At 69.4% G+C, this 26,058-nt stretch carries 24 protein-coding genes; 8 read left to right on the top strand and 16 right to left on the bottom strand.

The window, feature by feature from the left end:
* Positions 1-55: 55 nt before the first annotated feature.
* From HQ325_RS11990 to HQ325_RS11970, 5 genes are all read right to left on the bottom strand, one after another.
* On the bottom strand, positions 56-1,180 hold the full coding sequence (locus HQ325_RS11990; protein ID WP_222629775.1) for an ROK family transcriptional regulator: 1,125 nt from the start codon (positions 1,178-1,180) through the stop codon (positions 56-58).
* On the bottom strand, positions 1,177-2,589 hold the full coding sequence (locus HQ325_RS11985) for a sugar ABC transporter permease (protein ID WP_222629773.1): 1,413 nt from the start codon (positions 2,587-2,589) through the stop codon (positions 1,177-1,179). The genes HQ325_RS11990 and HQ325_RS11985 overlap by 4 nt, the downstream gene beginning before the upstream one ends.
* Complete coding sequence (locus HQ325_RS11980) at positions 2,586-3,374, bottom strand: ATP-binding cassette domain-containing protein (RefSeq protein WP_037186144.1); 789 nt, start codon at positions 3,372-3,374, stop codon at positions 2,586-2,588. Before HQ325_RS11980 ends, HQ325_RS11985 begins: the two co-directional genes overlap by 4 nt.
* A gap of 5 nt (positions 3,375-3,379) precedes the next feature.
* Complete coding sequence (locus HQ325_RS11975) at positions 3,380-4,498, bottom strand: sugar ABC transporter substrate-binding protein (protein WP_222629771.1); 1,119 nt, start codon at positions 4,496-4,498, stop codon at positions 3,380-3,382.
* A gap of 99 nt (positions 4,499-4,597) precedes the next feature.
* On the bottom strand, positions 4,598-5,992 hold the full coding sequence (locus HQ325_RS11970; protein WP_222629770.1) for a xylulokinase: 1,395 nt from the start codon (positions 5,990-5,992) through the stop codon (positions 4,598-4,600).
* Positions 5,993-6,064: 72 nt separating this feature from the next.
* On the opposite strand from HQ325_RS11970, the gene HQ325_RS11965 reads away from it, so the two are divergent.
* Positions 6,065-6,757: a TetR family transcriptional regulator gene (locus HQ325_RS11965; protein WP_222629768.1), complete on the top strand. Its 693-nt coding sequence runs from the start codon at positions 6,065-6,067 to the stop codon at positions 6,755-6,757.
* Here the strand turns inward: HQ325_RS11965 and HQ325_RS11960 are convergent.
* Positions 6,741-8,798 carry an acyltransferase family protein gene (locus HQ325_RS11960; protein WP_222629766.1) on the bottom strand — a complete coding sequence of 686 codons (2,058 nt, stop codon included), beginning with the start codon at positions 8,796-8,798 and terminating at the stop codon, positions 6,741-6,743. The two genes, HQ325_RS11965 and HQ325_RS11960, sit on opposite strands and share 17 nt — an antisense overlap.
* Before the next feature lie 164 nt (positions 8,799-8,962).
* Between HQ325_RS11960 and HQ325_RS11955 the strand changes: the two genes are divergently transcribed.
* Positions 8,963-10,120 carry an acyl-CoA dehydrogenase gene (locus tag HQ325_RS11955; RefSeq protein ID WP_222629764.1) on the top strand — a complete coding sequence of 386 codons (1,158 nt, stop codon included), beginning with the start codon at positions 8,963-8,965 and terminating at the stop codon, positions 10,118-10,120.
* A 24-nt stretch (positions 10,121-10,144) separates the two neighbouring features.
* On the opposite strand, the gene HQ325_RS11950 is transcribed toward HQ325_RS11955, so the two are convergent.
* Genes HQ325_RS11950 through HQ325_RS11940 form a run of 3 tightly spaced genes read right to left on the bottom strand, consistent with a single transcriptional unit; the run spans position 10,145 to position 11,762 of the window.
* Positions 10,145-10,513, bottom strand: a complete 369-nt coding sequence (locus HQ325_RS11950; RefSeq protein ID WP_222629762.1) for an RNA-binding S4 domain-containing protein — start codon at positions 10,511-10,513, stop codon at positions 10,145-10,147.
* A complete protein-coding gene (locus tag HQ325_RS11945; RefSeq protein ID WP_222629760.1) occupies positions 10,510-11,001 on the bottom strand; it encodes a metallophosphoesterase in 492 nt (163 codons plus the stop codon). The genes HQ325_RS11950 and HQ325_RS11945 overlap by 4 nt, the downstream gene beginning before the upstream one ends.
* 2 nt (positions 11,002-11,003) lie before the next feature.
* Positions 11,004-11,762 (bottom strand): SDR family oxidoreductase, encoded by a 759-nt coding sequence (locus HQ325_RS11940; protein ID WP_222629758.1) that lies wholly within the window; start codon positions 11,760-11,762, stop codon positions 11,004-11,006.
* Positions 11,763-11,866: 104 nt separating this feature from the next.
* Between HQ325_RS11940 and HQ325_RS11935 the strand changes: the two genes are divergently transcribed.
* Positions 11,867-12,271 (top strand): VOC family protein, encoded by a 405-nt coding sequence (locus HQ325_RS11935; RefSeq protein WP_222629756.1) that lies wholly within the window; start codon positions 11,867-11,869, stop codon positions 12,269-12,271.
* A gap of 25 nt (positions 12,272-12,296) precedes the next feature.
* Here HQ325_RS11935 and HQ325_RS11930 read toward each other — a convergent pair whose 3' ends face one another.
* The gene (locus tag HQ325_RS11930) at positions 12,297-14,015 is read right to left on the bottom strand and encodes a metallophosphoesterase (RefSeq protein WP_222629754.1); all 1,719 of its coding nucleotides are present in this window, start codon (positions 14,013-14,015) and stop codon (positions 12,297-12,299) included.
* Positions 14,016-14,135: 120 nt separating this feature from the next.
* Complete coding sequence (locus HQ325_RS11925) at positions 14,136-14,915, bottom strand: 1-acyl-sn-glycerol-3-phosphate acyltransferase (RefSeq protein ID WP_222629751.1); 780 nt, start codon at positions 14,913-14,915, stop codon at positions 14,136-14,138.
* Positions 14,916-15,056: 141 nt separating this feature from the next.
* Between HQ325_RS11925 and HQ325_RS11920 the strand changes: the two genes are divergently transcribed.
* Both HQ325_RS11920 and HQ325_RS11915 read left to right on the top strand, forming a co-directional pair.
* On the top strand, positions 15,057-16,454 hold the full coding sequence (locus tag HQ325_RS11920; RefSeq protein WP_308014494.1) for an NAD(P)/FAD-dependent oxidoreductase: 1,398 nt from the start codon (positions 15,057-15,059) through the stop codon (positions 16,452-16,454).
* Positions 16,455-16,469: 15 nt separating this feature from the next.
* Positions 16,470-17,291 carry a UbiA family prenyltransferase gene (locus tag HQ325_RS11915; protein ID WP_222629746.1) on the top strand — a complete coding sequence of 274 codons (822 nt, stop codon included), beginning with the start codon at positions 16,470-16,472 and terminating at the stop codon, positions 17,289-17,291.
* Here HQ325_RS11915 and HQ325_RS11910 read toward each other — a convergent pair.
* A complete protein-coding gene (locus HQ325_RS11910; protein WP_261778205.1) occupies positions 17,274-17,600 on the bottom strand; it encodes a hypothetical protein in 327 nt (108 codons plus the stop codon). The genes HQ325_RS11915 and HQ325_RS11910 overlap by 18 nt on opposite strands.
* 89 nt (positions 17,601-17,689) lie before the next feature.
* Between HQ325_RS11910 and HQ325_RS11905 the strand changes: the two genes are divergently transcribed.
* Positions 17,690-18,400: a dienelactone hydrolase family protein gene (locus tag HQ325_RS11905; protein WP_222629743.1), complete on the top strand. Its 711-nt coding sequence runs from the start codon at positions 17,690-17,692 to the stop codon at positions 18,398-18,400.
* A gap of 45 nt (positions 18,401-18,445) precedes the next feature.
* Entirely contained in the window at positions 18,446-19,375 is a 930-nt protein-coding gene (locus HQ325_RS11900) for a pirin family protein (protein WP_222629740.1), read from the top strand.
* Here HQ325_RS11900 and HQ325_RS11895 read toward each other — a convergent pair.
* Together HQ325_RS11895 and HQ325_RS11890 are read right to left on the bottom strand one after the other, a co-directional pair.
* On the bottom strand, positions 19,305-20,132 hold the full coding sequence (locus tag HQ325_RS11895; RefSeq protein WP_222629737.1) for a putative protein N(5)-glutamine methyltransferase: 828 nt from the start codon (positions 20,130-20,132) through the stop codon (positions 19,305-19,307). The two genes, HQ325_RS11900 and HQ325_RS11895, sit on opposite strands and share 71 nt — an antisense overlap.
* Positions 20,129-21,517: a phosphotransferase gene (locus HQ325_RS11890; RefSeq protein ID WP_222629735.1), complete on the bottom strand. Its 1,389-nt coding sequence runs from the start codon at positions 21,515-21,517 to the stop codon at positions 20,129-20,131. Before HQ325_RS11890 ends, HQ325_RS11895 begins: the two co-directional genes overlap by 4 nt.
* A gap of 106 nt (positions 21,518-21,623) precedes the next feature.
* On the opposite strand from HQ325_RS11890, the gene HQ325_RS11885 reads away from it, so the two are divergent.
* Positions 21,624-23,597 (top strand): M13 family metallopeptidase, encoded by a 1,974-nt coding sequence (locus tag HQ325_RS11885; RefSeq protein ID WP_222629733.1) that lies wholly within the window; start codon positions 21,624-21,626, stop codon positions 23,595-23,597.
* Position 23,598: 1 nt separating this feature from the next.
* Here HQ325_RS11885 and HQ325_RS11880 read toward each other — a convergent pair whose 3' ends face one another.
* Both HQ325_RS11880 and HQ325_RS11875 read right to left on the bottom strand, forming a co-directional pair.
* A complete protein-coding gene (locus tag HQ325_RS11880; RefSeq protein WP_222629731.1) occupies positions 23,599-24,681 on the bottom strand; it encodes an ABC transporter ATP-binding protein in 1,083 nt (360 codons plus the stop codon).
* An 18-nt stretch (positions 24,682-24,699) separates the two neighbouring features.
* Positions 24,700-26,022 (bottom strand): ABC transporter substrate-binding protein, encoded by a 1,323-nt coding sequence (locus tag HQ325_RS11875; protein ID WP_222629729.1) that lies wholly within the window; start codon positions 26,020-26,022, stop codon positions 24,700-24,702.
* Positions 26,023-26,058 lie beyond the last annotated feature (36 nt).

Here is a 26,058-nt window from a genome sequence, read left to right as displayed (position 1 = left end):
TGAGCCTTGTGCGCATCCCTGGATACGCACAGGGCTCACGGGGGCCGAAGGCCCACTACAGCCGCTGCAGCACCTCGGCGAAGGCCAGCTCTGCCGCACCGATCACCGAGATCCGCCGACCCAGGCCCGAGACGTGCAATTCCACCCCGTGCTGACGCCCGACCAGGCACTCCCCCACGCCCTCGGTGATGCGGGCCATCGCCGAGGGCACCCGGAGGACGTCGGCGAAGAGGCCGCCGAACACGACGACGCGGGGGTCCACCATCGTGACGATGGTGCAGACGCCCGTCTCCAGTGCCTCGATGTAGCTCTCCGGCAGGGCACCACCGCTGGCCGCGACGTCGGCCAGTGCGCGCCCGATCGCGGACGGCGTGGCGGGTTCCCGCATCGCGAGTGCCCTGCGCAGTGCGTCCTGCCCGACGGACAGCTCCCAGCACCCGTTGCTGCCGCAGCTGCAGAGGCCCCCGCCGGCGGCGGTCCGCATGTGTCCCACCTCGCCGGCGTAGCCACCGGAACCGCCGAGAAGCGCTCCAGCGCTGAGTATTCCGGCACCCACACCGAACTCCGCGAAGAGGTAGACGACGTCGTCGACACCGCGAGCGCATCCGCGGGTGTGCTCCGCGACGACCCCCAGATCGGACTCGTTGGCCACGATGCACCGCACCCCGACCGCCTCACCGATCAGACGACCGAGCGGAACGTCGGTCCAGCCTAGGTTGGGTGCGACGCGCACGAGACCGTCGGCCGACCGCACGAGGCCGGGTACCGCGACGCACACCGCACGCGGGGCGGATCCCACCCGATGGGTGAGCTCGGTCGCGGCATCGGCGATGCGACGCACCAGGTCCGCCGGGTCCGGGCCCGCTCCCGCCTCGTAGTCGAGATCCGCCAGAACCGCTGCGCCCCAGCCGATCGCGGAGACGGACAGCCAGTCGACGGCCGCGTCGACGGCGAGTACCCAGGCGGCCGACGGGATGGGGTCGACCACCAACGACGGCCGGCCGGCCCCGCCACCGGACGACGGATGTTCGGAGACCAGGCCGTCGGCGACGAGGTCGTCGACGAGAGTCTTGACGGTGCTCCGGTTCAGCGAGAGGTCCTCCGCGAGTTCCGCCCTCGTCCGAGCCCCACCGAGGTGGACACTACGGACGAGGGCGGAACGAGCCGGTCGACCTGTCACCGACCAGTCGGAGCTCGTCGACGCGACAGTGCGTCGACACTGGCCGCGAGCAACAGCACGAGACCGGTGACGATGGAGACCACCGCCGCGGACTGCCCCTGCAGGCGCAGTCCGTTGTCGATCACCGCGATGACGGCAGCACCGATCACCGCGTCCCGGACGCGACCACGTCCACCGAAGAGCGACGTTCCACCGATGACGGCGGCGCCGACGGCGAAGAGCAGCGTGTTGCCGCCACCCGCCTGCGGATCCACGGATCCGACCTTCGACGCGGCCACGATGGCGCCGAGTGCCGCGATGGTCGAGCTGACCACGAAGACACTCATGCGGATGCGCCGGACGTCGATACCCGCTCGCCGCGACGCCTCCGCGTTGCCGCCCACCGCGTAGACGTGTCGGCCGTAGGACGTCCGGTCGAGCACGAACGTGGCGAGCACCAACACGAAGAGCGCGATCGGAACGACGTAGGGCACACCGGCGATGGAGAGCACCGCCGGGTTGGGACTACGGTTCACCGTCATCGCCCACGTGGCCAGAGCGGCGAACACCGTCAGCGCCGCGATCTTGACCAGCAACAGCGACGTCGGGGGAGCCGTCAGTCCCTGCTTCAGTCGAGTTCGCTGACGCGAGAGGTTGATCGCCGCGAATCCACCGACGACCACCGCGAAGAGCACCCAACTCGCCCACACCGGGAGCGACCGGTTGGCCACCGCGAAGAGCACGGTGTTGTCGGAGATGCCGAGGGTGCCGCCCTCGCCGATCAGCTGCAGGACCACACCGCCCCAGGCGAGGAACAGTGCCAGCGTGACCACGAACGACGGGATGCCGACGCGGGAGACGAGGAACCCGGTGAGGCAGCCGATCGAGGCACCGACGCAGATCGCCAGCACGATCTCGATCCACGGATTCGCGGGCACCCCGAGCAGCGCGATGGCGAGTGCGATCGCGGCCGGCACGATGGCCGCCCACAGTCGCGTGATCGCCGCCAGCACTCCGGCCACCACCAGAACGGCGCAGAACGTCAGGAACACTCCGGTTCCCATGCCGCCGAGCAGGTTTCCACCCTCCGTGTAGTGCAGGGCGAGAATCGCGGCCGCGACGCCGGAGCCCGTGCCGGCGGAGAGGTCGATCTCGCCGAGGAGGAGCACGAACACCAGCCCCATGCCGATCAACGCGGTGGCCGCTCCCTGGGTGAGCAGATTGGCCACGTTGTTCAGGGTGAGGAACTGTCCGGACAGCGACGAGAACACGACGAGCAGGACGACAAGCCCGGCGAGTGCGGGCAGCGCCCCCAACTCGCCGCCGCGCAGTCGCGCCACGTAGTCGCGGCCGGCGTCGCCGAACGACCGCCGATCGGTGTCCATCGAGAAGTCGGACCGGGCGCGGTCCTGTTCGGGTGCGGCGGTCATATCGTCACCGCCTTCGCCTCGGCCGACGGCAGACCGAGGTCACCGCTGCGGCCGGTCGTGATGAGCTCGACGATGCGTCCGACGGACACGTCCGCCGTGCGCACCTGCGCCGCCATCCGCCCCAGGAACAGGGCGGCGACGGAGTCGGACACCTCGACGACGTCGTTCATGTTGTGGCTGATGAGCAGCACTCCCACACCCGAGTCCGCCAGTCGGCGAACGAGGTCTAGGACCTGTCGCGTCTGCGCGACTCCCAGTGCGGCCGTGGGCTCGTCGAGCAGCACCACCTTCGACTCCCAGAGCACCGACTTGGCGATGGCGACGGTCTGCCGCTGGCCACCGGACAGCGACGCGACCGGGGTGCGCACCGACTTGACGGTGCGCACCGACAGCGACGCGAGGGTGTCGCGCGCCGCCTGTTCCATCGATGCCTCGTCGAGCAGACCCTTGGCCGTGCGCTCACGGCCGAGGAACATGTTCTGCACGATGTCGAGGTTGTCGCACAGGGCAAGGTCCTGGTAGACGACCTCGATGCCCAGTGCCGCAGCCTCTTTCGGATTCGACACCGACACCGGCTCGCCGCCGAAGCGGACCTCGCCGGAGTCGGTGCCGTGAATTCCGGCGATGCACTTGATCAGCGTGGACTTGCCCGCGCCGTTGTCACCGACCAGTGCGGTGACTTCTCCTGCCCGGATCGTCAGATCGACGTCGTGCAGGACGTGCACCGGACCGAAACTCTTGTTGATGCCCTGCAACTGCAGGACGGGCTCTCCCGCGGCGGTCATGGTGGTCAGGAGATCCCCGCGTCCGTGCAGGCCTGAGCCACGTCGCCACTGCACAACGCGTCCGCCGAGACGGCGCCGCCGTCGACGGCGACCTTGACGTTGTCGCGCGTGATGGTGACCGGGTCCAGCAGGACCGACTTCACCTGACGGTTGCCCTCGGGGTCCTCCGACGTCGCCGTCGCCTTGGCGTCGGCAGCGGCGGTGTCACCCTTGGCGAGGTCGATGGCGAGCTCGGCGGCAGCGGCCGCCTCCTTCGCGACGTCCTTGTAGACGGTCATGCACTGGTCGCCGCGGAGCACGGCCTTCAGTCCGTCCTCGGTGGCGTCCTGACCGGTGACCGGCACGGTGCCGTTCAGGCCGTTCTTCTGCAGGACCGTGATGACGGCGCCCGCGAGTCCGTCGTTGGCGGCGAGAACGCCGTCGACCTTGCCGCCGTTGGCGGTGAGCAGCTGCTCGAAGGTGGTGCCACCGACCTGGTTGTCCCACTCGGGAATGGCCTGGTCACCCGCGAGGCGCAGGTCGCCGGAGTCGTACTTGGGCTGCAGCACCTCGAGCGCGCCGGCCTTGAACAGCGTGGCGTTGTTGTCGGTGGGCGAGCCGTTGATCTGGATGATCTGCGCGCCGGGCTTCGCGCCCACACAGTCCACCAGGCCCTGTCCCTGCAGGTTGCCGACGGTGGTGCTGTCGAAGGAGACGTAGTAGTCGGCCGAGCCGCCGAGGGTGAGTCGGTCGTAGTCGATGGTGGCGACGCCCGCTTCGGTGGCCTTCTTCTGCACGGCGGCGCCGGACTCGGACGACAGGTTGCTCATCAGGATGACCTTCGCACCCTGGCTGATCATCGAGTCGGCGATCGACGAGAACTTGGTGGTGTCGCCCTCCGCGTTCTGGATGATCGGATCGAGACCCGCGTCGCTCAGCGCCTTCTGCAGGAGCGGTCGGTCCTGCGACTCGTAGCGTGCGGACGACTTGGTGTCCGGCAGGATGACGCCGACCTTGGTACCGCCGTTGCCGGATCCGCCGGAGTCTCCGCTGCCGCTGTCGCTGCTGGAGTTGCTGCCACACGCGGTGAGTGCCATGACCAGACCGATACCCGCCGCGGTGAGGGCGAGCCTTGTGTTCTGCATCGATCGTCCCTTCGGTTGTATGTTGCGGAGCACAACATATTCCCTCGAGTGTGATCTGAGCAATAGGCTGTCCGACAAGGTGACACCGGTCACACCTACTTACGCGACGCCCTCCGTCAGGTCCCGCACCTCGGCGTAGCGCTCGCGCACCGCCGGGGTCGGGTCCGCCTCGTATCGAGGAATGTCCGCCGCGACCCAGGCGGGCGGTTCGGCCCCGCCGGACAGCACCCAGGCCGCCTGCCGCGCGGCACCGTCGGCCACGTACTCACCGGGCGGCGGGACGTCGACGGGCATGCCGAACACCGCCGGCGCGAGGACGCGCACCGCCTCAGACTTCGCGCCCCCGCCGACGAGCAGAACCCGAGACACCGTGGCGCCCTGTGCCACCAGGTGGTCGATCCCGTCGGCGAGGCTGCACAGCAGCCCCTCGATGGCGGCGCGGGCGAGGTGCGCGGGGGTCGAATTGGTCAGGCGCAGGCCGTGAATCGCGCCGGTCGCGTCGGGCCTGTTCGGTGTGCGCTCCCCCTCGAGATAGGGCACCATGACCAGACCCTGGCTCTCGGTGGACAGCGCGAGCCGCGACAGCTCGTCGTGGTCGACGCCGAGCAGTCGCGCGGTCGCATCGAGCACGCGCGCGGCGTTCAGCGTGCAGACGAGAGGTAGTTGACGCCCGGTGGCGTCGGCGAAGCCCGCCACCAGTCCCGACGCGTCCCGAGGAGCCACGGTGGACACGGCCGAGACGACGCCGGACGTGCCGATCGAGACCACCAGGTCACCCTCGCCGGCACCGAGAGCCAGTGCGGCGGCGGCATTGTCACCGGTACCGGGTCCGATGGCCGCGCCGCCGGGCGTCGTGCCGATCCGCGTCGACGGCGCCGCCACGGTGGGCACGTGCGGGGTGCGCCCGCGGAGCGCGAGACCGAGCAGATCGACGCGGTACTCGTTCGTGGCCGCCGAGAAGTATCCCGTGCCGCTGGCGTCACCCCGATCCGTGGCCAGGGCGTCGAGGCGGCGGTCGTCACCCAGACGCCAGGACAGCCAGTCGTGCGGAAGGCAGACTGCCGCAGTGCGATCCGCGTTGTCCGGCTCGTGGTCCGCGAGCCAGCGCAGCTTGGCCGCGGTGATGGACGCGACCGGCACCACGCCCACGGCGTCGGCCCACGCCTGTCCGCCACCCAACTCGGTCACCAGGTCGCGGGCCGACTCGGCGGAGCGAGTGTCGTTCCACAGCAACGCGGGTCGGACGGTGTCACCCGTCTCGCCGAGACACACCATGCCGTGCTGCTGCGCTCCGACGGAGACCGCATCGACGCCGTCCATCCCACCGGCGTCCGCGAGAGCGGTCTCCAGAGCTTCGTGCCACCGGGCCGGGTCGATCTCGGTGCCGTCGGGATGGCCGGCTCGACCGTGGCGGACCAGCTCACCGGAATCCGCGTCCCGAACAACGATTTTGCACGACTGGGTGGACGAATCGACACCCATCACCAACGCCACGAACCCGTCCCTTCACCGTCACGTGCGTTCCGGCAGCTCACCGGTCCGAGCAGTTCACGCTACCGTGAAGCCATGCCCGCCCACGACGAACCGCGTGAAACCGAGGACGCCCGGTTTCGTCTCGACGTCATGGGCGCGGCACTCGAACTCTTCGAGAGCAAGGGGTACGAGGCCACCACGGTCGACCAGATCGCGGAGCGCGCGGGGCTGTCGCGCCGCACGTTCTTCCGGCAGTTCCGGTCGAAGGAGGACGTGGTCTTCGTCGACCACGACGCCACCCTCGCCCACGTGCAGGATTTCCTGGGGACGACCGACCTCGACCCGCACGACGCCGTGTGCGAGGCCGCCGCGCGCGTGTTCGCCCGGTTCTCCGGCACGCCGGACACCACCCGTCGCCGGTACCGCGTCCTGCAGACGGTGCCCGCCCTGCGCGAGCGCGAACTGGTGATGGTGCTGCGGTACGAGCGCGTCTTCGTCGACACCCTGCGCCGCGGCGCCCCGACGCAGGAGCCGCTATCCCTGGTGCAGTTCGCCGCCGCGGTCACGGCGACGCACAACTACCTGCTGCGCACGTGGCTTCGCGACGGGGCCCGAGTCGAGGTCGAGGACGTCCGGCGCGCCCTCGGGGCGGTGAAGCGGCGGTTCGTCACCGACACCGCGGGCGACCGGCCCATCGCACTCGTGTTACCGCCGGGGACGTCGGTCGCCGACGTCACGACCCTGCTCGCACAGCACTTCGGGGACGGTCTCACCACCACCCCGTGACCTCGCCGACCGTGCTGTCGACCACCGGTACCAGTGACCGGACGTACGTCGCCGACAGGTGATGGGAATCGTGGTAGACCAGCACGTTTCCCTCGACGACGCGACACACGTCGGGACCGCAGACCGCATCGGAGAAGTCGACGGGAACCACTGAGGGGAACGGCAGCGACGCGGCGACCGCCGGATCGATCTCGGACAGGACCTCGCTGCGCGGCAGTCCGCAGGACTCGCTGTCGCCGCCGTCGGCCAGGCAGTCCGCAGCGCGATACGGGACGCCCTCCCGGCTGAGCCAGGGAGTGTCCCGCACGGCCACGACGGGGAGAGCGAGCGCGGACAGACGTGCCCAGACGTCGAGGTATGCGTCGGGAGTGACGTCGCCGAACTCCGTGGGGCTCGGCCGCGTCGAGGTGGTGAACACCCAGTCGGGGCGGTCCGCCGCGAGGATGTCCAGCACGTCCGACGACCAGTCCCGGCAGTCCGGGTAGGGCAGATCCACCAGTAGTGGCTCGCCGATGTCGAGCGGGCACCCCATCTTGAGGTAGGTGACGACGGCGAAGCCGCGATCCCGGCCGATCCGGTCGAGAGCGGGGAGCCAGTGCTCGGCGTGCGATCCGCCGGCGAGGGCCAGGGTGCGCGCCGCGTCGGGATCGCCGTACACGCATGAGATCACCTCGCGCTGCGTCATGTCCGCGATGCACCCGTCCAGCGTCGACTGCGGCAGATCCAGATCGGCATCGAGCACGCTGGGTCGCATCGGAGCGTCCGGCACGGGCACACCGTCGACGAGTGCGAGAGCCCCCGGGTAGCGGTCGTCGGCACTCACGTCTGCGGTCGGCTGGGCCGTCGCGCGATCGAGATAGCCCTGCCAGGTCGCGCTCGCTGCAGCGAGCCCGATCGCTCCGACAGACACCAGGGCGGTGAGCACACCGCGGCCCGCGCCCCGACCGTGCACCGGTTCCTCCACCCACGCACGCGTGGCGACGGCCAGGGCGATCGAGACGACCACCACGGCCGAGCCCGTCACCACGGTCACCGAGTGCCCGGCACCCAGCACCGCGATGAGGATCGGCCAGTGCCACAGGTACAGCGGGTAGGCGATGGAGCCGAGGAACTGCAGCGGTCGGGACTCGAGAGCGCGCGTCACGGCAGGTGCTCGTGACTCGGGGGCACCCGCGCCGGCGACCACCAGCAGCATCGCGGCCCCGACCGGTACCAGCGCCGCAGGACCGGGAAAGTGCGCCGCACCGTCGACGAGGAACCCACAACCCACCAGTGCGGCGAGTCCGACGACGGCGGCCGCGGCACGCAGCGCGGCCGGCAGAACGACCCGGCCGATCACCAGCCCGGCGATCGCACCGACCGCGAGTTCCCACGTCCGCGCCCCGGTGTCGTAGTAGGCCCACCCCTGATGGGTTCGACCGATGTCGGCTGCATAGGCGAACGACACCGCGGCGGCGACCGCGAGCACCGACACCAGCGCCGGCGTGGTCAGGTCCCGCCGACCACACCGTCGGCACGCCGCGGCGACCAGGAACACCACTGCCGTGACACCCAAGTAGAACTGGACCTGCACGGACATCGACCACAGGTGCTGGAGGGGACTGACCGACAGGTCGGCCGCCGCATAGTCCGACGCGGTACGCGCGAGCTCCCAGTTCTGCACGTACGCCAGCGAGGCGAGCAGCTGCCGCGACGTCGCGTCCCACATCGTGAAGGGTCGGTCCCACACGGTCCACAGGGCGACCGCGCCGAACACCACCACGGCCGCGGGGTACAGGCGTCGCGCGGTGCGCGTGACGAGGGGGCGCAGGACGGGACCGTCGGCTCGCTCGACGCGGCGCAGCACCATCGACGTGAAGAAGAAGCCGGACAGGACGAGGAAGACGTCGACGCCGCCCGAGACCCTGCCGAACCAGATGTGGAAGACGACGACGAGGGCGATCGCCAGCCCGCGGAGGCCGTCGAGGTCGATGCGGCGGCCCGGACCGCGTTCACCGAGTGCCCGGACACCCGGCGCACGAGTCGTCGCCTGGTGGTGCACGACCACCAGAATAAGGGACGAACGGTACGAGTTCGGATCACCCAGACGAGACCGGTGACACCAAGTGCCACTGCACGATGGTCATTAGCCGGACAGTCCGGTAAACTGGTGCCATCCCGTGACACCGAGTGCCACGAACTCTCACCACGACGAACGGACACCTCATGGCCGGCAACCCCAGCTTCGACCTCTTCCAGCTCGCCGACGAGCACAACGAACTGCGCGAGGCCATCCGCGCACTCTCCGAGAAGGAGATCGCCCCGTACGCCTCGGAGGTCGACGAGCAGGAGCGTTTCCCCGAGGAGGCACTGAAGGCCCTCAACGCCTCCGGGTTCAACGCGGTGCACATTCCCGAGGAGTACGGCGGACAGGGCGCCGACTCCGTCGCGGCCTGCATGGTGATCGAGGAGGTCGCCCGCGTGTGTGGTTCGTCCTCGTTGATCCCCGCCGTGAACAAGCTCGGCACGATGGGCCTCATCCTCAGCGGCAGCGAGGAGCTCAAGCAGAAGGTGCTGCCGTCGATCGCCGAGGGCGAGATGGCGTCCTACGGACTGTCCGAGCGCGAGGCGGGCTCCGACGCCGCCGGCATGAAGACCCGCGCCAAGGCGGACGGCGACGACTGGATCCTCAACGGTACGAAGGCGTGGATCACGAACGCCGGCAAGTCCAGCTGGTACACCGTCATGGCGGTCACCGATCCGGAGAAGAAGGCCAACGGCATCTCCGCGTTCATGGTCCACAAGGACGACGAGGGCTTCTCGGTCGGCGAGAAGGAGCGCAAGCTCGGCATCAAGGGCAGCCCCACCCGTGAGCTGTACTTCGAGAACTGCCGCATCCCCGGCGACCGCATCGTCGGCGAGCCCGGTACCGGCTTCAAGACGGCACTCGCGACGCTCGACCACACCCGCCCCACCATCGGCGCGCAGGCCGTCGGCATCGCGCAGGGCGCGCTCGACGCGGCCATCGCGTACACCAAGGACCGCAAGCAGTTCGGCAAGGCCATCAGCACGTTCCAGGGCGTCGAGTTCATGCTCGCCGACATGGCCATGGAGATCGAGGCTGCCCGCCTCATGGTGTACGCAGCGGCCTCTCGCGCCGAGCGCGGCGAGAAGAACCTCGGCTTCATCTCCGCCGCCTCCAAGTGCTTCGCCTCCGACGTCGCCATGAAGGTGACCACCGATGCGGTGCAGCTCTTCGGCGGCGCCGGCTACACGCGCGACTTCCCGGTCGAGCGCATGATGCGTGACGCCAAGATCACGCAGATCTACGAGGGCACCAACCAGATTCAGCGCGTCGTCATGTCGCGTGCACTGTTGCGCTGACGCCCGTGGCGGGACCGCCGTGCGTCACTCGCTCGGCGGTGCCGACCGCAACCGGTCGATCTCGCGCCGGTCCCGCTTCGTCGGCCGCCCGGCTCCGCGATCGCGAACGGGCACCGCGGCGAACAGTTCTCGCGGCGGTGGTGGCGGGCTCCGGTCGATGTAGCACGCCACCGCGGCCGGGGCGCCCACCCGCTTGTTCACGAGCTGGGTCACCTCGACGATCTTCTCGAAGCCCCCTGCGCGAATGCGTACCTCGTCACCCGGCACCACGTGCTGCGCCGGTTTGGCGGCGCTGCCGTTGATCTTCACGTGTCCGCCGCGGCACGCCGACGCTGCCGCCGACCGCGTCTTGAACAGCCGCACCGACCACGTCCAGGCGTCGATGCGCGTCACAGCCGCACCAGGTCGACGTCGCCGATCGCGCCGTCGGCAAGTGTCAGGGTCATGTAGGTGCAGTGCGGTTGCCGCCGACGGTCGGTCGGCGAACCCGGGTTGAGCAGGCGCATTCCGTTGTCGGACACGGAGTCCCACGGAATGTGACTGTGTCCGAAGACGAGCAGGTCGGTGTCCGGGAACTGCGCGTCCATCCGCTTCTCCCGTCCCCCTTTCGCACCCGTCTCGTGCGTCACCACCATGCGTACGCCCTCGACCGTCCGCCGTGCGATCTCCGGCAGACGTGCGCGGAGATCGTCCCCGTCGTTGTTTCCCCAGCAGGCGATCAGATCAGTCGATCGTTCCTCGAGCGCGTCGAGCAGCGACGGCGCCATCCAGTCACCCGCGTGCACCACCAGCTCGGCGGCGTCCACCGCGTCCCACACCGCGGCGGGCAGATCCCGCGCGCGGGTGGGAACGTGGGTGTCGGAGAGAAGAAGAACTCGCATCGTCAGTCTTTGGGCCCGCCCGCGACGTAGACGACCTGGCCGGACACGAATCCTGCACCCTCGCTGCAGAAGAACGACGCGGTGTGAGCGATGTCCTCGGGCTGACCGATCCGGTTGACCGGGATCTGCGACGCGGCGCCCTTCTTGAAGTCCTCGAACGGCACGCCGACGCGCTCGGCCGTCGCCGCCGTCATCTCCGTCTCGATGAAGCCGGGTGCGATCGCGTTGACGGTGACGTTGTAGCGGCCCAGCTCGATGGCGAGCGTCTTGGTGAAGCCCTGCATGCCGGCCTTCGCCGCCGCGTAGTTGGCCTGCCCGCGGTTACCCAGCGCCGAGGTGGACGACAAGTTGACGATGCGTCCCCACTTGGCCTCGACCTGGTGCTTCTGCACCTCGCGGGACATCAGGAACGAGCCGCGCAGGTGCACGCCGAGAACCGCGTCCCAGTCGTCGACCGACATCTTGAACAGAAGGTTGTCGCGCAGGATGCCGGCGTTGTTCACCAGCACCGTAGGCGCCCCGAAGTCGGTGGCGATGCGCTCGACGGCAGAGACGACCGACTGCTCGTCCGCGACGTTCGCGCCGATGCCGATGGCGTGACCGCCCGCGGCGGTGATGGCGTCGACCGTGCCGGCACACGCCGCCTCGTCGAGATCGACGACGGCGACACCGAAGCCGTCCGCGGCGAGACGTCGGGCGACGGCGGCACCGATTCCTCGCGCACTTCCCGTGACGATTGCTGTCCTGACCTGCTCGCTCACGACTACCCTCTTTCTCATCTCGGCCCCGAAACCCCGCGGCTCCCACTCTTTCTATCAAGTCACAGGAGTCGGCGGACCACCCCTGCTCAAGAAAGAGGCTCACGATGACCACCCGACTCAATCCGTACCTGTCGTTCCGGGACACGGCGCGGGAGGCGATGGAGTTCTATCGCACCGTGTTCGGCGGAGAACTCACGCTGTCGACGTTCGGTGACTCGGGCATGCCCGTCGAGGAGTCCGAGTCGGGCAACGTCATGCACGGTCAGCTCGACACCTCGAGCGGCTTCACGCTGATGGGCGCCGACACTCCGTCGTCGATGGACGTGAGCACCAACGGCACGGTGTCCCTGAGCGGCGACGACGAGGCAGAACTGCGCGGCTACTGGGACGCGCTCGCCGAGGGCGGCACCCTCGGCGTCCCGCTCGAGACAGCGCCCTGGGGCGACACCTTCGGGATGCTCACCGACCGGTTCGGGATCGGCTGGATGGTGAACATCGCCGGCAGCTAGCTGCCGACGGTCACACGGCCGGCAGCTAGCTTCCGAACGCGAGCGGGAGGTCGCGGCGGAAGGTGACCTCGTCGAACTCCCGCCCGTACTCGTCGACCGCGGCGATGCGCATCCGACTCGGCGTGATGCCGGGGATCCCGGGCGTCACGTCCGCGCGGACGAACGAGTAGTTGCGGAATCGCACCCGTGACCAGGTGAGCGACTCGGGCACCTTCGAGCCGTCCGCGGCGACGACGTAGCTGTTCGGCACCGACGTGTCGGCCACCTCGTTGCCGCGGTAGCTCTCGGGTTCGCCGTCCTGGAACCCGTAACGCGGGCGCCCACCGCCGCCCACCGTGTAGTAGACGGTGCCGTCCGAGACGGAGGTGACCTCCGACCGGTCACCGGCGACGCGGGTCGGCGAGCCGCCGCGGATCGGATCGGACCGCTCGAACACGTGGTTGTGCGCCTGCAGCACCACATCGACGTGGTACCGGTCGAAGAGCCCCGCCCACGCACTGCGGACGCCGCCGTCGCTCGCGTGGTCCTTCGTCGTCGAGTACGCGCAGTGGTGGAAGAAGCAGACGATGAAGTCGACGGCCGGATCGGCCCGGTAGCGCGCCAGGGTCGACTCCACCCATCCCGTCTGACGTCCGCCGCTGTAGCCCGTGTTCGCGCGGATCTCGTTCGAGACGTCGTTGGCGTCGAGCGAGAGCACGGCGACGTTGCCGTGGACGAACGAGTAGACCGACGGGCACCCGGCGGGACCGTTGTCGGGTTGATCCAATCGTGCTGCGTGCCCGCCGTATCCGTTCGGCCCGTACAGCGCCTCCATGTCGTGATTCCCGGTCGCGAAGAGCCAGGGCGTCGATGCCGCGCTCGGCTCGATCGCCGCGAGGTAGCCGTCCCAGACGTACGGGTTGAACTTGTCGAATGCCTTGTCGACGGTGCCGCCACTGGGTACGAAGCGAGGAGTGCGGCCCTGTCCCGACGGGTCCGCGTACGCGATGTCGCCCGCGAGGATGTGGAAGTCGGGCCGCGACGCCGCGATCTGGCGCACGATGTTCGCCGCGTGCTTGGCCGACGGCTCGTTGTCGGGCTTGTAGTACAGATCGTCGTAGTCGCCGGGCTTCAGGCCTGGCGGCAGAGCCGGTGTCTCGTCGACTCCCTGATCGCCCATCATCGTGAACCGGAACGGTGCGAGCCGTCCGGGCGGCAGAGCCGGTGCGGCACTGCGGACATCGCTGACGTAGCCGTCGGCGGTGCGCCACCGGTAGTAGTGCGGAAGACGGGGCGTGAGCCCGTCCACCGGAACGTGCACGTAGAACTGCTCCGCCGCCAGGATGCCGCCGTCGGATCGCGGCACCTGGCTCACCAGGTTGCGCACCTCGGCCGACGTCGTCGCGCCGAGCGCCGGGGTCGGACCGTGATCGAGGAACACCCCGGTGAGTCCGGGACTGCGGGAGAGCTGCGCGGAGAACCGGAGCTGTGTCGCGGCGTCGGAACCGAACGAGAGGTGACGTCCCCCGACGGTCAGCGGCGCGTCCTGCGCGTACGCCACTCGGCTCCAACCGGGGTTGCCCACACCGGCCGCGGCCGCCACGGCGGCGGCACCCACCAGGAAGTTCCGGCGCGACACCCGATGGCGTCGGAGGTTGCTCAGGTGCCAGTCGTGCTGCTCGGCGATGGACGCGTTCGCCGCGATGTGCGCGGGAACTCCCGTGTCGACGATCTCCCCGGCCGGGTTCAGTGCGTTCTCCACCATGGAGACGACGCTGCTCCCGTCACCTCGACGTCAGGCGCACGGCAGGCGAGCAGGAGCCGAACCGGACGTGAACAACGATGCAGCACATGACATTTCGGTCCGACCGGACAAAACCACCAGTCAGTACTGGCGGACCGACAACTCCACGGCCACCTGAAGGTACTCGGCGACGGTGCGCGCGATGGAGACCGGCTTGTCGGGGAGCGCGATGTCCGGCACGTCGATGTGCACGCTCGCCGAGCGGTACCTGCCGGGCGGCGGTCCGTAGTGCAGCCCCATGACCACGAGCCTCGGTTCGACGCCGCGCGTCCGTGCACGCGTGACGATGTGCCCGATGCCGCTCCCGACGTGCTGGAGGACCGTCGGATCGCCGTCGTTGCATGTGCCCTCCGGGAAGATCGCGAGATCGTCGCCGCGAGAGAGCCGTTCGGCGCACACGTCCATCATCATGTTGCCTGCCCGGGACACTGCGCGCAGACCGTGGTCGCGGCTGCGGAAGACCGGGATGCCGCCCATCATCTCGATGCGGCGTCGCTGCGACGTCCGCTCGGCGATGCGGCGGGTCCTCGGACGGTTCGGTTCGGTCTCGACGAACAGCTCGTCCTTGGCCAGGACGCGGGTGCGGCCGATGACGGGCCGCAGCGCGCTGGACCACGCGGCGGCGGCGACCGTGTACGGGTCGGTCTCGCTGACGTGGTTCACGGCCAGGATGAACCGCGTGTCGTCGTAGATGAGGGCGCGGAGGCGTTCGCGCGCACCGTCGCCGTACCGGACGCGGGGTCGGAACCGTCCGGCGAGAGCCCCGTAGGCGAGCCGCGTGACGCGTCGATTCTGCTGATGCTCCCGGTAGTACTCGTACACGGCGTCGGCGTTCTCGAGGGCGACCACGGGGCGATCCATGCTCGAATCGTAGGCGTTCGCCCTGTTCCACCTATTTGTTCTGACAAATCGAGCGCGCCGTGTATGGTCTGGGTCACAGACGGAAACCCCGTCGGAGGCGGACCCGCAGGTCGGCCACGTGAAGTGAGAGGAACGGGCACCGTGACCACCACCACAGCCCCGCACCGCGTCGTCGTCGTCGGCTCCGGATTCGGCGGCCTGTTCGCGACCAAGGCCCTGCGTCGCAGCGACGTCGACGTGACGATCGTGGCGCGCACCGCGCACCATCTCTTCCAGCCGTTGCTCTACCAGGTGGCCACCGGCATCCTCTCCGAGGGCGAGATCGCGCCCTCCACCCGTCTCATCCTCAAGAACCAGGCCAACGCCGCCGTCGTGCTCGGCGACGTCACGGAGGTCGACCTCGAGGCACGCACCGTCGTCTCGGTCAGCCGTGGCCGCGTCACCGTCACTCCGTACGACAGCCTCGTCGTCGCCGCGGGCGCCGGCCAGTCCTACTTCGGCAACGATCACTTCGCCGAGTTCGCCCCCGGCATGAAGACGCTCGACGACGCCCTCGAGCTGCGCGGACGCATCATGAACGCGTTCGACGCCGCCGAACTCACCACCGACCCCGTCGAGCGCGCACGGCTGCTCACGTTCGTCGTCGTCGGCGCCGGCCCCACGGGTGTCGAGATGGCGGGCCAGATCGCCGAGCTCTCGCGCCGCACCCTCGCCGGAACGTTCCGCACGATCGACAGCCGCGACGCCCGTGTGATTCTGCTCGACGCGGCCCCGAAGGTGTTGCCGCCCTTCGCCGACTCGCTGGGCGAGAATGCTCGACGACGTCTCGAGAAGGTCGGCGTCGAGGTCGAGCTGGGCGCCGCGGTCACCGACGTCGACGCCGACGGATTGTCGGTCCGCGACAGCGACGGCACCGAGCGCCGCATCGAGTCCTCCTGCAAGGTCTGGTCGGCCGGTGTCTCCGCGAGCCCGCTCGCGGCACAGCTCGCGGCGAAATCCGGGGCCGAGGTCGACCGCGCGGGCCGCGTGCTCGTCGAGGCCGATCTGACACTGCCGGGCCACCCCGAGGTCTTCGTGATCGGCGACATGATGGCGCGCGACAAGCTCCCCGGCGTCGCACAGGTGGCGATCCAGGGCGGCCGCTACGCCGCGCGGTGCATCACTGCCGACGTCCGCGCCGCTGCCACCGACACACCGCGCCCCGAACGCACCCCGTTCCACTACCGGGACAAGGGCAGCATGGCGACCGTGACGCGGTTCTCGGCCGTAGCGCAGGTCGGACCCGTCAAGATCACCGGCTTCCTGGCATGGCTGATGTGGCTCGCGGTGCACCTCGTCTACATCGTCGGATTCAAGAGCCGACTCACCACCGTCTTCAACTGGACGTGGACGTTCCTCGGCCGAGCGCGCACCCAGCTGACCGTCACGCAGCAGCAGATGCACGCGCGCACGGCACTCGGCAGGCTCGTCGTGCTCGAGGACGCCCGCCGGGAGCGTGACGCGGGTGCCCCGGCCCGCGAGGACGCTCGCGCCAGCTGAGTACTGTTCCAGTACATGGGCAGTCGACTCGCCGCTCTCCTCGTCGCCTCCCACCCCGGCCCGGCCGCCGCGGTCACGACGTTCGTCGCACTGCTGTCGGTCAGCATCGGACCACCCTCGGCTGGACTCCTCGTCGTCGTGGTCGTGGCGGTGCTGAGCGGACAGCTGATCGTGGGATGGACCAACGACCTCATCGACGCTCCGCGGGACACCGCGGTCGGCCGCCAGGACAAGCCGCTCGCCGTCGGACGCCTCGACCCTGCCACCGTGCGGGTGAGCGTCGCGGTCGCGGCGGTGGTCTGCGTGGTGTTCTCGATGCTGTGCGGCGTCGTTCCGGGTGCGGTGCACCTCGTGCTGGGAGTCGGTTCGGCCCTCGCCTACAACCTCGGCCTGAAATCGACCGTGGTGTCGTGGCTGCCGTACACCGTCGCGTTCGGGTCCGCGCCCGTCGTCGTCTCACTGACCGTGGCCGACGCGATGCCGCCCTGGTGGATGATCACCGTCGGGGCGCTGCTCGGCTTCGGCGCCCACCTGGTCAACGTGCTGCCCGACATCGCCGACGACGCGGCGACGGGGGTCCGAGGGCTGGCACACCGACTTCCTGCTCGCACGGTCGCTCCACTCGCCGCGGGTGTGCTCGTCACGGCATCGATCGTGGGGGTCGTGGGGAGCGGGGCTCTCGGCCGCACCGGGGTGTCGACCGCAGCGGGATGTGCCGCGCTGGCCGTCGTCGCCGTCGCCGCGTGGATCGCGTCGACGAGCAGCGGCCGGACGCCCTTCCGGGCGGCCATCGTGATCGCCGGCGTGACCGTCCTGGTGCTACTGCTTCCGCGCTGACGACTCCGAGTCCGAGTTCAGGTCCCCGGCGGCCTCGAGGTCGTCGGTGTCGCGGAACACCAGGCATCCGTTGTCCAACGCCACCGCCCACCGGTGCGCCACGGCCCAGTCCCGTCCCACGGACGACGAGTCCACGAAGTCGGCGAAGTCCTCGACGATCGATCCCGCCTCGAGTGGCCACGAGGCCGCATCCGCATCGCGGTCGATCGAGTGGCGGGTGCGCACCCGCGCACCGACCTCGAACGACGGCGTCGGCCCGGTGGGCTTGTGCGGCGTCGCTGCTCCGGGGTTGTTCAGGGTCGATGTCATGGCAGCCTCCAGCTGGTTCCTCGGCGCGGTTTCCCCGTTTCGCACAGTTCACACACGGAACACCGTGATTCTCGTGATCTGATGGTGACATGGCCATCACTGTCACCACACGCGTCCCGGAAGGTCCGATTCGAGGCGGTGTCGTCGTCGTCCAGGAGGCGTTCGGCGTGACCGACCACATCGCGGAGGTCTGCGGCCGCTTCGCCTCGGCGGGATGGATCGCCGTGGCCCCGCATCTCTTCCACCGAGCCGGCGATCCGGTGGTGTCGTACGACGACATGAGCACGGCGATGGATCTCATCGGCGGGCTGAAGGCCGACGAGATCGACCAGGACATCGACGCGGCGTTCGACGAGCTGGCCGGGTACGGCTACGGACCGAGCGGGTGCGCGATCGTCGGGTTCTGCATGGGCGGCACCGTCGCCTTCGAGACGGCGGTGCGGCGTCCACTCGGTGCCGCGGCCACGTTCTACGGCGGCGGCATCCGCGAGGGTCGCTTCGGCTACCCGCCGCTGCTCGACGGCGCCACGGCACTGCGAACGCCGTGGCACGGGTTCTTCGGCGACCTCGACACCGGGATCCCGGTCGACGACGTCGATGCGCTGAACGCCGCCGTCACCGACGCGCAGGTGGACACTCGCATCGCCCGCTATCCCGACGCCGAGCACGGCTTCCACTGCAACGATCGACCCGCCGTCTACAACGAACGGGCTGCGTACGACGCGTGGTCGCGCACCCTCGACTGGTTCGATCTGCACGTGGATCCGGCCGGGGAACAAGGACGGGCCCCTCGCGGTTGAGCCGGGCAAGTAGTTGATTCGTCAACTTTATCCCAGGAGGCCGACATGCCCGCAGTGACCGTCGACAACGTTCTCGCGCTCCCCCGCATCTCCGCCCCGCAGCCCGGCTCGGCGGATCGGCCGGTCCGCGCCGTCACCACCGCTCCCACCGGCTACGAGGGCGAGGGGTTCCCGGTCCGACGTGCCTTCGCGGGCGTCGACATGACGTACCTCGACCCCTTCATCCACATGGACCAGATGGGCGAGGTGAACTACGCGCCGGGTGAGCCCAAGGGCACACCGTGGCACCCGCACCGCGGCTTCGAGACGGTCACATACATGATCGACGGGATCATGGACCACCAGGACTCGCACGGCGGTGGCGGTTCCATCACCGGCGGCGACACCCAGTGGATGACCGCGGGCAGCGGCATCCTGCACATCGAGGCCCCGCCGGAGCACCTCGTCGTCTCGGGCGGGTTGTTCCACGGCGTGCAGCTGTGGGTCAACCTCCCGCGCAGCAACAAGATGGCGTCGCCGCGGTACCAGGACATCACCGGCCGCGAGGTCGCTCTGCTCTCGAGCCCGGACGGCGGCGCACTGGTGCGCGTCATCGCCGGGGAGATGGACGGCCACCAGGGCCCCGGATCCACCTACACGCCGATCACGTTGTCCCACGTGACCGTCGCCCCGGGTGCCTCGGTCACCCTGCCCTGGAACGCGCGCTACAACGCCATCGCCTACGTGCTGGGCGGATCCGGCACCGTCGGCACCGAGCGGCGGCCCGTACGCACGGGTCAGACCACGGTCTACGGCTCGGGCGACACCCTGACCTTCGCCGCCGCCGAGGGCACCGAGTCGATGGAGATGTTCGTTCTCGGAGGCGAGCCGATCCGCGAGCCCGTCGCGATGGCCGGGCCGTTCGTCATGAACACCGAGGCCGAGGTGCTCCAGGCGTTCGAGGACTTCCAGTCCGGGCGGTTCGGTCAGCCCTGATCGAGCGTCCCTGCCCGATCACCATGGTGGCGTCCCGGTCCTCGTCGTGTACCACCGTCGGCTCCAGACCGGCGGCAGCGAAGATCTGCCGCACCGTGTCGGCCTGGGCCGCGGACGCCTCCACGATCAGGGATCCGCCGGGCGCCAGCCAGTCGCGTACCTGCGCCGCCACGCGGCGCTGGACGTCCAGTCCGTCCGGTCCACCGTCGAGCGTGACGCGGGGTTCGTGATCCCGCGCCTCGGGCGGCATGGTCTCGATGGCCGACGAGGGAACGTACGGCGTGTTGGCGGTGACGACCGCGATGCCGTGGCGCAGGTGCGTCGGTATCGCGGCGAACGTGTCGCTCTCGAAGACCGTGCAGCCGGGCAGGTTTCGACGAGCGCACGCCACCGCCACCGGGTCGATGTCGGAGGCGTACACCGTGGAGCCCGGCGTTGAGCGCATCACCGCGGCGGCCACGGCACCCGAGCCGCAGCACAGATCGAGCAACACGCCGCCGCCGAGTCGGTCGAGCGCCGCGTCCACCATGGCCTCGGTCCGCCGGCGCGGTACGAAGACGCCGGGCTCGACGAACACGCGGCCACCGTGGAACTGCGCCCACCCCACGATGTACTCGAGTGGCTCACCGGCGACCCGGCGCGCGACCCAGTCGGCCAGCGTGCTCTCGTCCGGAGCCTCGCCGATCAGCAGAGCTGCCTCGTCCTCGGCGAACACGCAGCCGGCCGCCCGCAGTACGGCGACCGTCCGCGAGGTCACTCCGCGACGAGCCGTTCGATGGCGTGCAGGGGGATCGAGAGCCAGGTCGGGCGGTTGCGCGCCTCGTAGACGGCCTCGTACACGGCCTTGTCCAGCTCGTACGCTCGCAGCAGCGCCCACGAGATGCGTGGGTCGTGTCCCGCCACCTCGGTGTAGCCGTCGCAGAACGCGGACACGTTGCGCTCCACCCACTCCCGCGCCACGGGCTCGAGTCGTGCCCGTTCCTGCGGCTCCTCGATCTCGACGACGTGACTCATGGCGGCGTAGTCGAAGGAGCGGATCATGCCCGCCACGTCGCGCAGCGTGCTGTCCGGAGTGCGCCGCTCCTCGAACGTCTTCGACGGTTCGCCCTCGAAGTCGATGAGGACCCACCGCTCCGACGTGCGGAGCACCTGCCCCAGGTGCAGGTCACCGTGGATGCGCTGGGTGTCGATGCCGCCCGTGCCCGCGGCCTGGTCGATCAGGGCCCGGATGCGCGGGAGGTACTGCTCCAGGTCGGCGATCACCGGCAACGCCGTCTCCACGCGTGCCGAGATGTCGGCCGCCGTACCGGCCGCCGGCGCGAGGGACGTGCCCAGCACCGACGCGAGATCGGCGTGCACGGAGGCGACGGCGCGGCCCAGCTCGCGGGCCTCGCTCGTGAAGTCGGACGTCGTCACGTCACCGCTGGCCAGGACGTCCCGCACGCTGGCCTGCGCGGTGGTCCACCCCTCGGTGGACCCCGCCACGAAGTCCTGCGCCATGGCGAGGGTCGTCTCGGTGTGGTCGATGTCCGCTTCCATCCATCCGCGCAGCGGCGCGACGTTCTCGCACCCCGCCTGGCCCAACGCCCGGTGCAGCTCCACGTCGGGATTGATCCCGATCGTGACGCGCCGGAAGATCTTCAGCAGATGGTGGTCGCCCAGGATGACCGACGTGTTCGACTGTTCGGCGCCCAGCACCTTTCCGCGCAGGCCGGTCTGCAGGTCGCTGCCCGGCATCGCCAGGAAGCGCACCTCGCCGGTCCCGCCGGTGGCCAGGAGGTCGGAGTAGACCGAGATGGCATCGGGATCACGCAGGGCGTCGAACACCACCGCGCCGCCGTCCCGAGTGACGACCCACGGGTCGAGGTCCTCGTCCACCGAGGCTCGGACACCGAGGGGCACCTGGAAGATCTGCGCCTCGGCACCCTCGAGGTCCACCCGCACGAGCACGTGCTCGACGACGAGCTCGGAGGTGGTGGCCAGCGTCTCCCGCGTGAGCAGGTGCACGCCGGTGACGGTGTGGCCCTTCGCGGAGAACCACCGTTGTTCCGGCAGCCAGGAGGCGAGTGCGCGGAGGAGGGCGCCCTCGTCGAGGGGTGGCGGCGCGACGGGCTCGTCGATGCTGTGCTGTTCCGTGGACATGAGCCTCGGTTACCCCGAATTCTCTCGTCGACAACGTGACCCTGCGCGGACCAGCGTAATGCCCCGTCGACCCCGCGCATCTCGTCCGGCCTGTCAGGATGGAGGCATGACCTCGGACGCATCACTCGCACGGCCCTCGGGCCTGGACCTGAAGTTCGTCGACGCCGCCACTCGGGCGCAGGACGATCTCTTCGAGCACGTCAACGGCCGTTGGCTGGCCGAGTACGACATCCCGGCCGACCGCGCCGTCGACGGCGCGTTCCGGACGCTGTACGACCGGGCCGAGGAGCACGTCCGCGACATCATCCAGGTCGCGGCGGACTCCAGCCCGGCGCCCGGCTCGGACGCCGCGAAGATCGGTGACCTCTACAGCAGCTTCCTGGACGCCGACGCCATCGAGTCGGCCGGCACCGCGCCGATCGCCGACGAGCTCGCGGCGGTGGCCGACGCCACCGACAGCGAGGCGCTCGCTCGCGCACTCGGCACCCTGCAGCGCACCGGTGTCGGCGGCGCGGTCGCGCACTACGTCGACACCGACTCCAAGAAATCGGACCGCTACCTCGTCCACTTCTCGCAGTCCGGCCTCGGCCTCCCCGACGAGTCGTACTACCGGGAGGACGAGCACGCACAGGTTCGCGAGCAGTACGCCGAGCACGTCGGCGCCATGTTCGCCCTCGCGGGCGTGACCCATTCTGCAGCGAGCGTCCTCGATCTCGAGACCGCCCTGGCGGCGGGACACTGGGACGTGGTGAAGCGCCGCGACGCCGATCTCTCCTACAACCTGACGACGCTCGCGTCGCTCCGAGCGGACGCGCCCGGCTTCGAGTGGGGCGCCTGGATCGAGGGCCTCGGCGCCGACGAGGACCGGCACTTCGCCGAGATCGTCGTTCGCCAGCCCGAATTCCTCACCACGTTCGCGGAGCTGTGGTCGACGCGGAGCCTCGACGACTGGAAGGCGTGGGCCACCTGGCGCATCCTCCACTCCCGCGCGCCGTACCTGACGTCTGCGATCGTCGACGAGAACTTCGCCTTCTACGGCCGCACGCTGACGGGGACCGAGACCAACCGCGAGCGCTGGAAGCGCGGCGTCTCCCTCGTACAGGATCTGATGGGCGAGGCGGTGGGAAAGCTGTACGTGCAGAAGCACTTCCCGGCCGACTCGCGGACGCGCATGCAGGAATTGGTGGCCAACCTCGTCGAGGCGTACCGGCGCAACATCTCCGACCTCGAGTGGATGAGCCCGCAGACGCGGACGGCCGCGCTGGCGAAGCTCGACAAGTTCACCCCGAAGATCGGCTACCCGGACACCTGGCGGGACTACTCCTCGCTGCTGATCGACCCGGCGGACGTGGTGGGCAACTACCGCCGCGGCTACGAGGCGGAGTACCAACGCGATCTGGACAAGCTCGGTGGTCCGGTCGACCGCGGCGAGTGGTTCATGACGCCTCAGACCGTCAATGCCTACTACAACCCGGGCATGAACGAGATCGTGTTCCCCGCCGCGATCCTGCAGCCCCCGTTCTTCGACCCGAGCGCCGACGACGCCGCGAACTACGGCGGCATCGGTGCGGTCATCGGACACGAGATCGGCCACGGATTCGACGATCAGGGAGCCAAGTACGACGGTGACGGCAACCTCGTCGACTGGTGGACCGACAGTGATCGCAGCGAGTTCGGCAAGCGCACCACCGCGCTGATCGAGCAGTACGACTCGTTCGAGCCGAAAGCGCTTCCCGGGCACCACGTCAACGGCAAGTTCACGATCGGCGAGAACATCGGCGACCTCGGCGGTCTGTCGATCGCCGTCGAGGCGTACAGGATCTCGCTCGACGGCTCCGAGGCCCCGGAGATCGACGGCCTGACCGGTCTGCAGCGCGTCTTCTTCGGCTGGGCTCAGGTGTGGCGCACCAAGGCGCGGGACGCGGAGGCGCTGCGCCGCCTGTCCATCGATCCGCACTCGCCGCCCGAGTTCCGGTGCAACGGCGTGGTCCGCAACCTCGACAGCTTCCACGAGGCCTTCGAGGTGACGGAGCAGGACGCGCTCTACCTGAATCCGGAGCAGCGCGTCCGCATCTGGTGATCTAGCGCAGGCGAAGGCCGGACTCGGGATCGAAGAAGTACACCTCACCCGCGTCCGGCCTGACGCGCAGGCGCTCGCCCGCACCGACCACGACACGACGATCCACCCGCACCACCACGCGGCCACCGCGGGCCGTCCAGCCGGCGTCGGCCGGTCCCACCGAGTACGCGAACGACTCCGCGCCCAGTTCCTCGACCAGCTCGGTCGTCAGTTCGACGGCCTCGGTGTCGGACTCGCCCACCAGTTCCCACGATTCGGGGCGGACGCCGACGACGATCCTTCCCTTGTGCACGGCGGGCACCGGGATGCGCGCGCCGCCCAGGACGGCGTGGCCCTCCACCACGTCCGTCTCGAGCAGATTCATCGCGGGCGAGCCGATGAACGACGCGACGAAGTCGTTGACAGGGTTCGCGTACAGCTCTCGCGGACTCGCGACCTGTTGCAGGAGACCGCCCTTCAGGACCGCGACCCGGTCCCCCATCGTCATGGCCTCGACCTGATCGTGCGTCACGTACACCGTCGTCGTGCCGAGCCGGCGCTGCAACGACGCGATCTGCGACCTCGTGCTCACCCGGAGCTTCGCGTCCAGGTTGGAGAGCGGCTCGTCCATGCAGAACACCTCGGGGCGACGCACGATCGCGCGCCCCATCGCCACGCGCTGACGTTGGCCGCCGGACAGCTTGCCCGGACGCCGGCCGAGGAGGGGCTCGAGCTCGAGCATCCGAGCCGCCTCCTCGACACGGACGGCCGTGTCCGCCTTCGACATTCCCGCATTGCGCAGCGCGAAGCCCATGTTCTCCGCCACCGTCATGTTCGGATACAGCGCGTAGTTCTGGAACACCATCGCGACGTCACGCTCCTTGGGCGCGAACCCGCTGACGTCCTTTCCGCCGATCTCGATGCGCCCGCTCTCGATCGCTTCGAGCCCGGCGAGCATGCGCAGGCTCGTCGACTTGCCGCATCCCGACGGTCCGACGAGCACGAGGAACTCGCCGTCCGCGATGTCCAGACTGAGCGCGTCCACCGAGGGAGTCGGTGCTCCCGCGTAGCGGTGGGTCGTCTCCACGAAATGTACCGAGGCCATGACAGAGGTGATCCGCTTCTACTTGGGCAGCTTGGGAGTGATCTGGCGATCGATGATCTGCTGCAACTGGTCCTGCACACCCGAGAACGTCGAGGCGACGTCGGCGTTCTGCAGGGCGATCTGCTCGAGACCCGCACCGATGATCTGATCGCCGCCGGGCACGAACACGCGGGCGTAGTCCTGCGACCGCGTCCGCGCGAGCTGGTCCACCGCAGTCCGCGAGCGGGGGTTCTGCTCGAGGAACGCGACCTCGGAGGGGTCGGTGGCGGACGACTTGCGCACCGGCATGTAGCCGACGTTCTGGGAGAAGTACGCCGTGTTCTCGGTGTTGGTCACGAACTCGATGAACTTGAGCGCGTTGATCTTCCGCTCGTCCGGGATGTTGGCCGGGATGGCCAGTCCGGCACCACCCGTCGGGCACCCGGGAGTGCCCGCCTCGGCGGGGAGGAACGCCGTGCCGAAGTCGAACTTGGCGTTCTTCGTGATGCCCGACAGGTCGCCGGTCGACGCGATGGTCGAGCCGAGCAGGCCCGCGGAGAAGTCGTTGGCGATGTCGTTGGACACGGCCGCGTACTTCTTCGTGTGGATCATGTCCTTGAGGAAGTTGCCGGCCTCGATGGTGCGCTCGTCGGTGAACTTCAGATCGAACTCGTCGGAGTAGCTGCCGCCGAACGTCCAGATCGGGCCCTCGAAGGTCCACCCCAGGTAGTCCTCCGCGTTGCCCCAGCCGTGCGCGAGCTTGCCGGATCCGATGGCGCGCTGGATCTCCGGGCCCCACTGGTCGAACTCCTGCCACGTGGCCGGCCCGCGATCCGGGAGTCCGGCAGCAGTCCACACCTCGCGGTTGTAGTAGAACAGCGGGGTCGAGCGGGCGTAGGGCAGCGCCCACGTCTTGTCGTTCCAGTTGTAGTCGGCGACGAGCGAGTCGACGTAGTCGCTCGTGTTCACGCCCGCCTGCGAGAACAGGTCGTCGAGCGGCGAGATCGCGCCGAGCAGGGCGAAGTTGAACCACCACACGTCCGAGAGCAGCACGACGTCCGGCAGCGACCCTCCCGACAGCGCCGCGTTGAACTTCTGCGCGATCTCCTCGTAGTTCTTGCCGCCGTCGACCATCTGCACCGTCAGGTCGGGATTGGCGGTCTGGAAGCGCGAGATGAGCTCGTTCTCGATGTCCTTCGAGCTGCCCGGGTGGGACGACCAGAACGTGATCGTACTGGCATCGCCACCACCGGACGCCGACGAGCTGCTCGTCGAACTCGTTCCGGCACAGGCGGTGAGGGCGGCACCGGCGGCGACGGCACCGGAGAGGCCGAGGAATCCGCGGCGAGTGAACGGTTGCATGATGTGCTCCTTGTGCAAGAACTCGGTGGATGGGGG

Origin of the sequence: Rhodococcus sp. BP-349 (assembly GCF_019835845.1) — a bacterium.
Classification (GTDB): domain Bacteria; phylum Actinomycetota; class Actinomycetes; order Mycobacteriales; family Mycobacteriaceae; genus Rhodococcoides.
Note: the sequence above shows the minus strand (reverse complement) of the source record. Positions and strands in the feature narration are given on the sequence as shown.

Coding starts and splice junctions, on each gene's coding strand:
- HQ325_RS11985 (WP_222629773.1), bottom strand. CDS start 2,589: ATGACCGCCGCACCCGAACAGGACCGCGCCCGGTCCGACTTCTCGATG.
- HQ325_RS11980 (WP_037186144.1), bottom strand. CDS start 3,374: ATGACCGCCGCGGGAGAGCCCGTCCTGCAGTTGCAGGGCATCAACAAG.
- HQ325_RS11975 (WP_222629771.1), bottom strand. CDS start 4,498: ATGCAGAACACAAGGCTCGCCCTCACCGCGGCGGGTATCGGTCTGGTC.
- HQ325_RS11965 (WP_222629768.1), top strand. CDS start 6,065: ATGCCCGCCCACGACGAACCGCGTGAAACCGAGGACGCCCGGTTTCGT.
- HQ325_RS11955 (WP_222629764.1), top strand. CDS start 8,963: ATGGCCGGCAACCCCAGCTTCGACCTCTTCCAGCTCGCCGACGAGCAC.
- HQ325_RS11945 (WP_222629760.1), bottom strand. CDS start 11,001: ATGCGAGTTCTTCTTCTCTCCGACACCCACGTTCCCACCCGCGCGCGG.
- HQ325_RS11935 (WP_222629756.1), top strand. CDS start 11,867: ATGACCACCCGACTCAATCCGTACCTGTCGTTCCGGGACACGGCGCGG.
- HQ325_RS11930 (WP_222629754.1), bottom strand. CDS start 14,015: ATGGTGGAGAACGCACTGAACCCGGCCGGGGAGATCGTCGACACGGGA.
- HQ325_RS11925 (WP_222629751.1), bottom strand. CDS start 14,915: ATGGATCGCCCCGTGGTCGCCCTCGAGAACGCCGACGCCGTGTACGAG.
- HQ325_RS11915 (WP_222629746.1), top strand. CDS start 16,470: ATGGGCAGTCGACTCGCCGCTCTCCTCGTCGCCTCCCACCCCGGCCCG.
- HQ325_RS11910 (WP_261778205.1), bottom strand. CDS start 17,600: ATGACATCGACCCTGAACAACCCCGGAGCAGCGACGCCGCACAAGCCC.
- HQ325_RS11905 (WP_222629743.1), top strand. CDS start 17,690: ATGGCCATCACTGTCACCACACGCGTCCCGGAAGGTCCGATTCGAGGC.
- HQ325_RS11900 (WP_222629740.1), top strand. CDS start 18,446: ATGCCCGCAGTGACCGTCGACAACGTTCTCGCGCTCCCCCGCATCTCC.
- HQ325_RS11890 (WP_222629735.1), bottom strand. CDS start 21,517: ATGTCCACGGAACAGCACAGCATCGACGAGCCCGTCGCGCCGCCACCC.
- HQ325_RS11885 (WP_222629733.1), top strand. CDS start 21,624: ATGACCTCGGACGCATCACTCGCACGGCCCTCGGGCCTGGACCTGAAG.
- HQ325_RS11880 (WP_222629731.1), bottom strand. CDS start 24,681: ATGGCCTCGGTACATTTCGTGGAGACGACCCACCGCTACGCGGGAGCA.
- HQ325_RS11875 (WP_222629729.1), bottom strand. CDS start 26,022: ATGCAACCGTTCACTCGCCGCGGATTCCTCGGCCTCTCCGGTGCCGTC.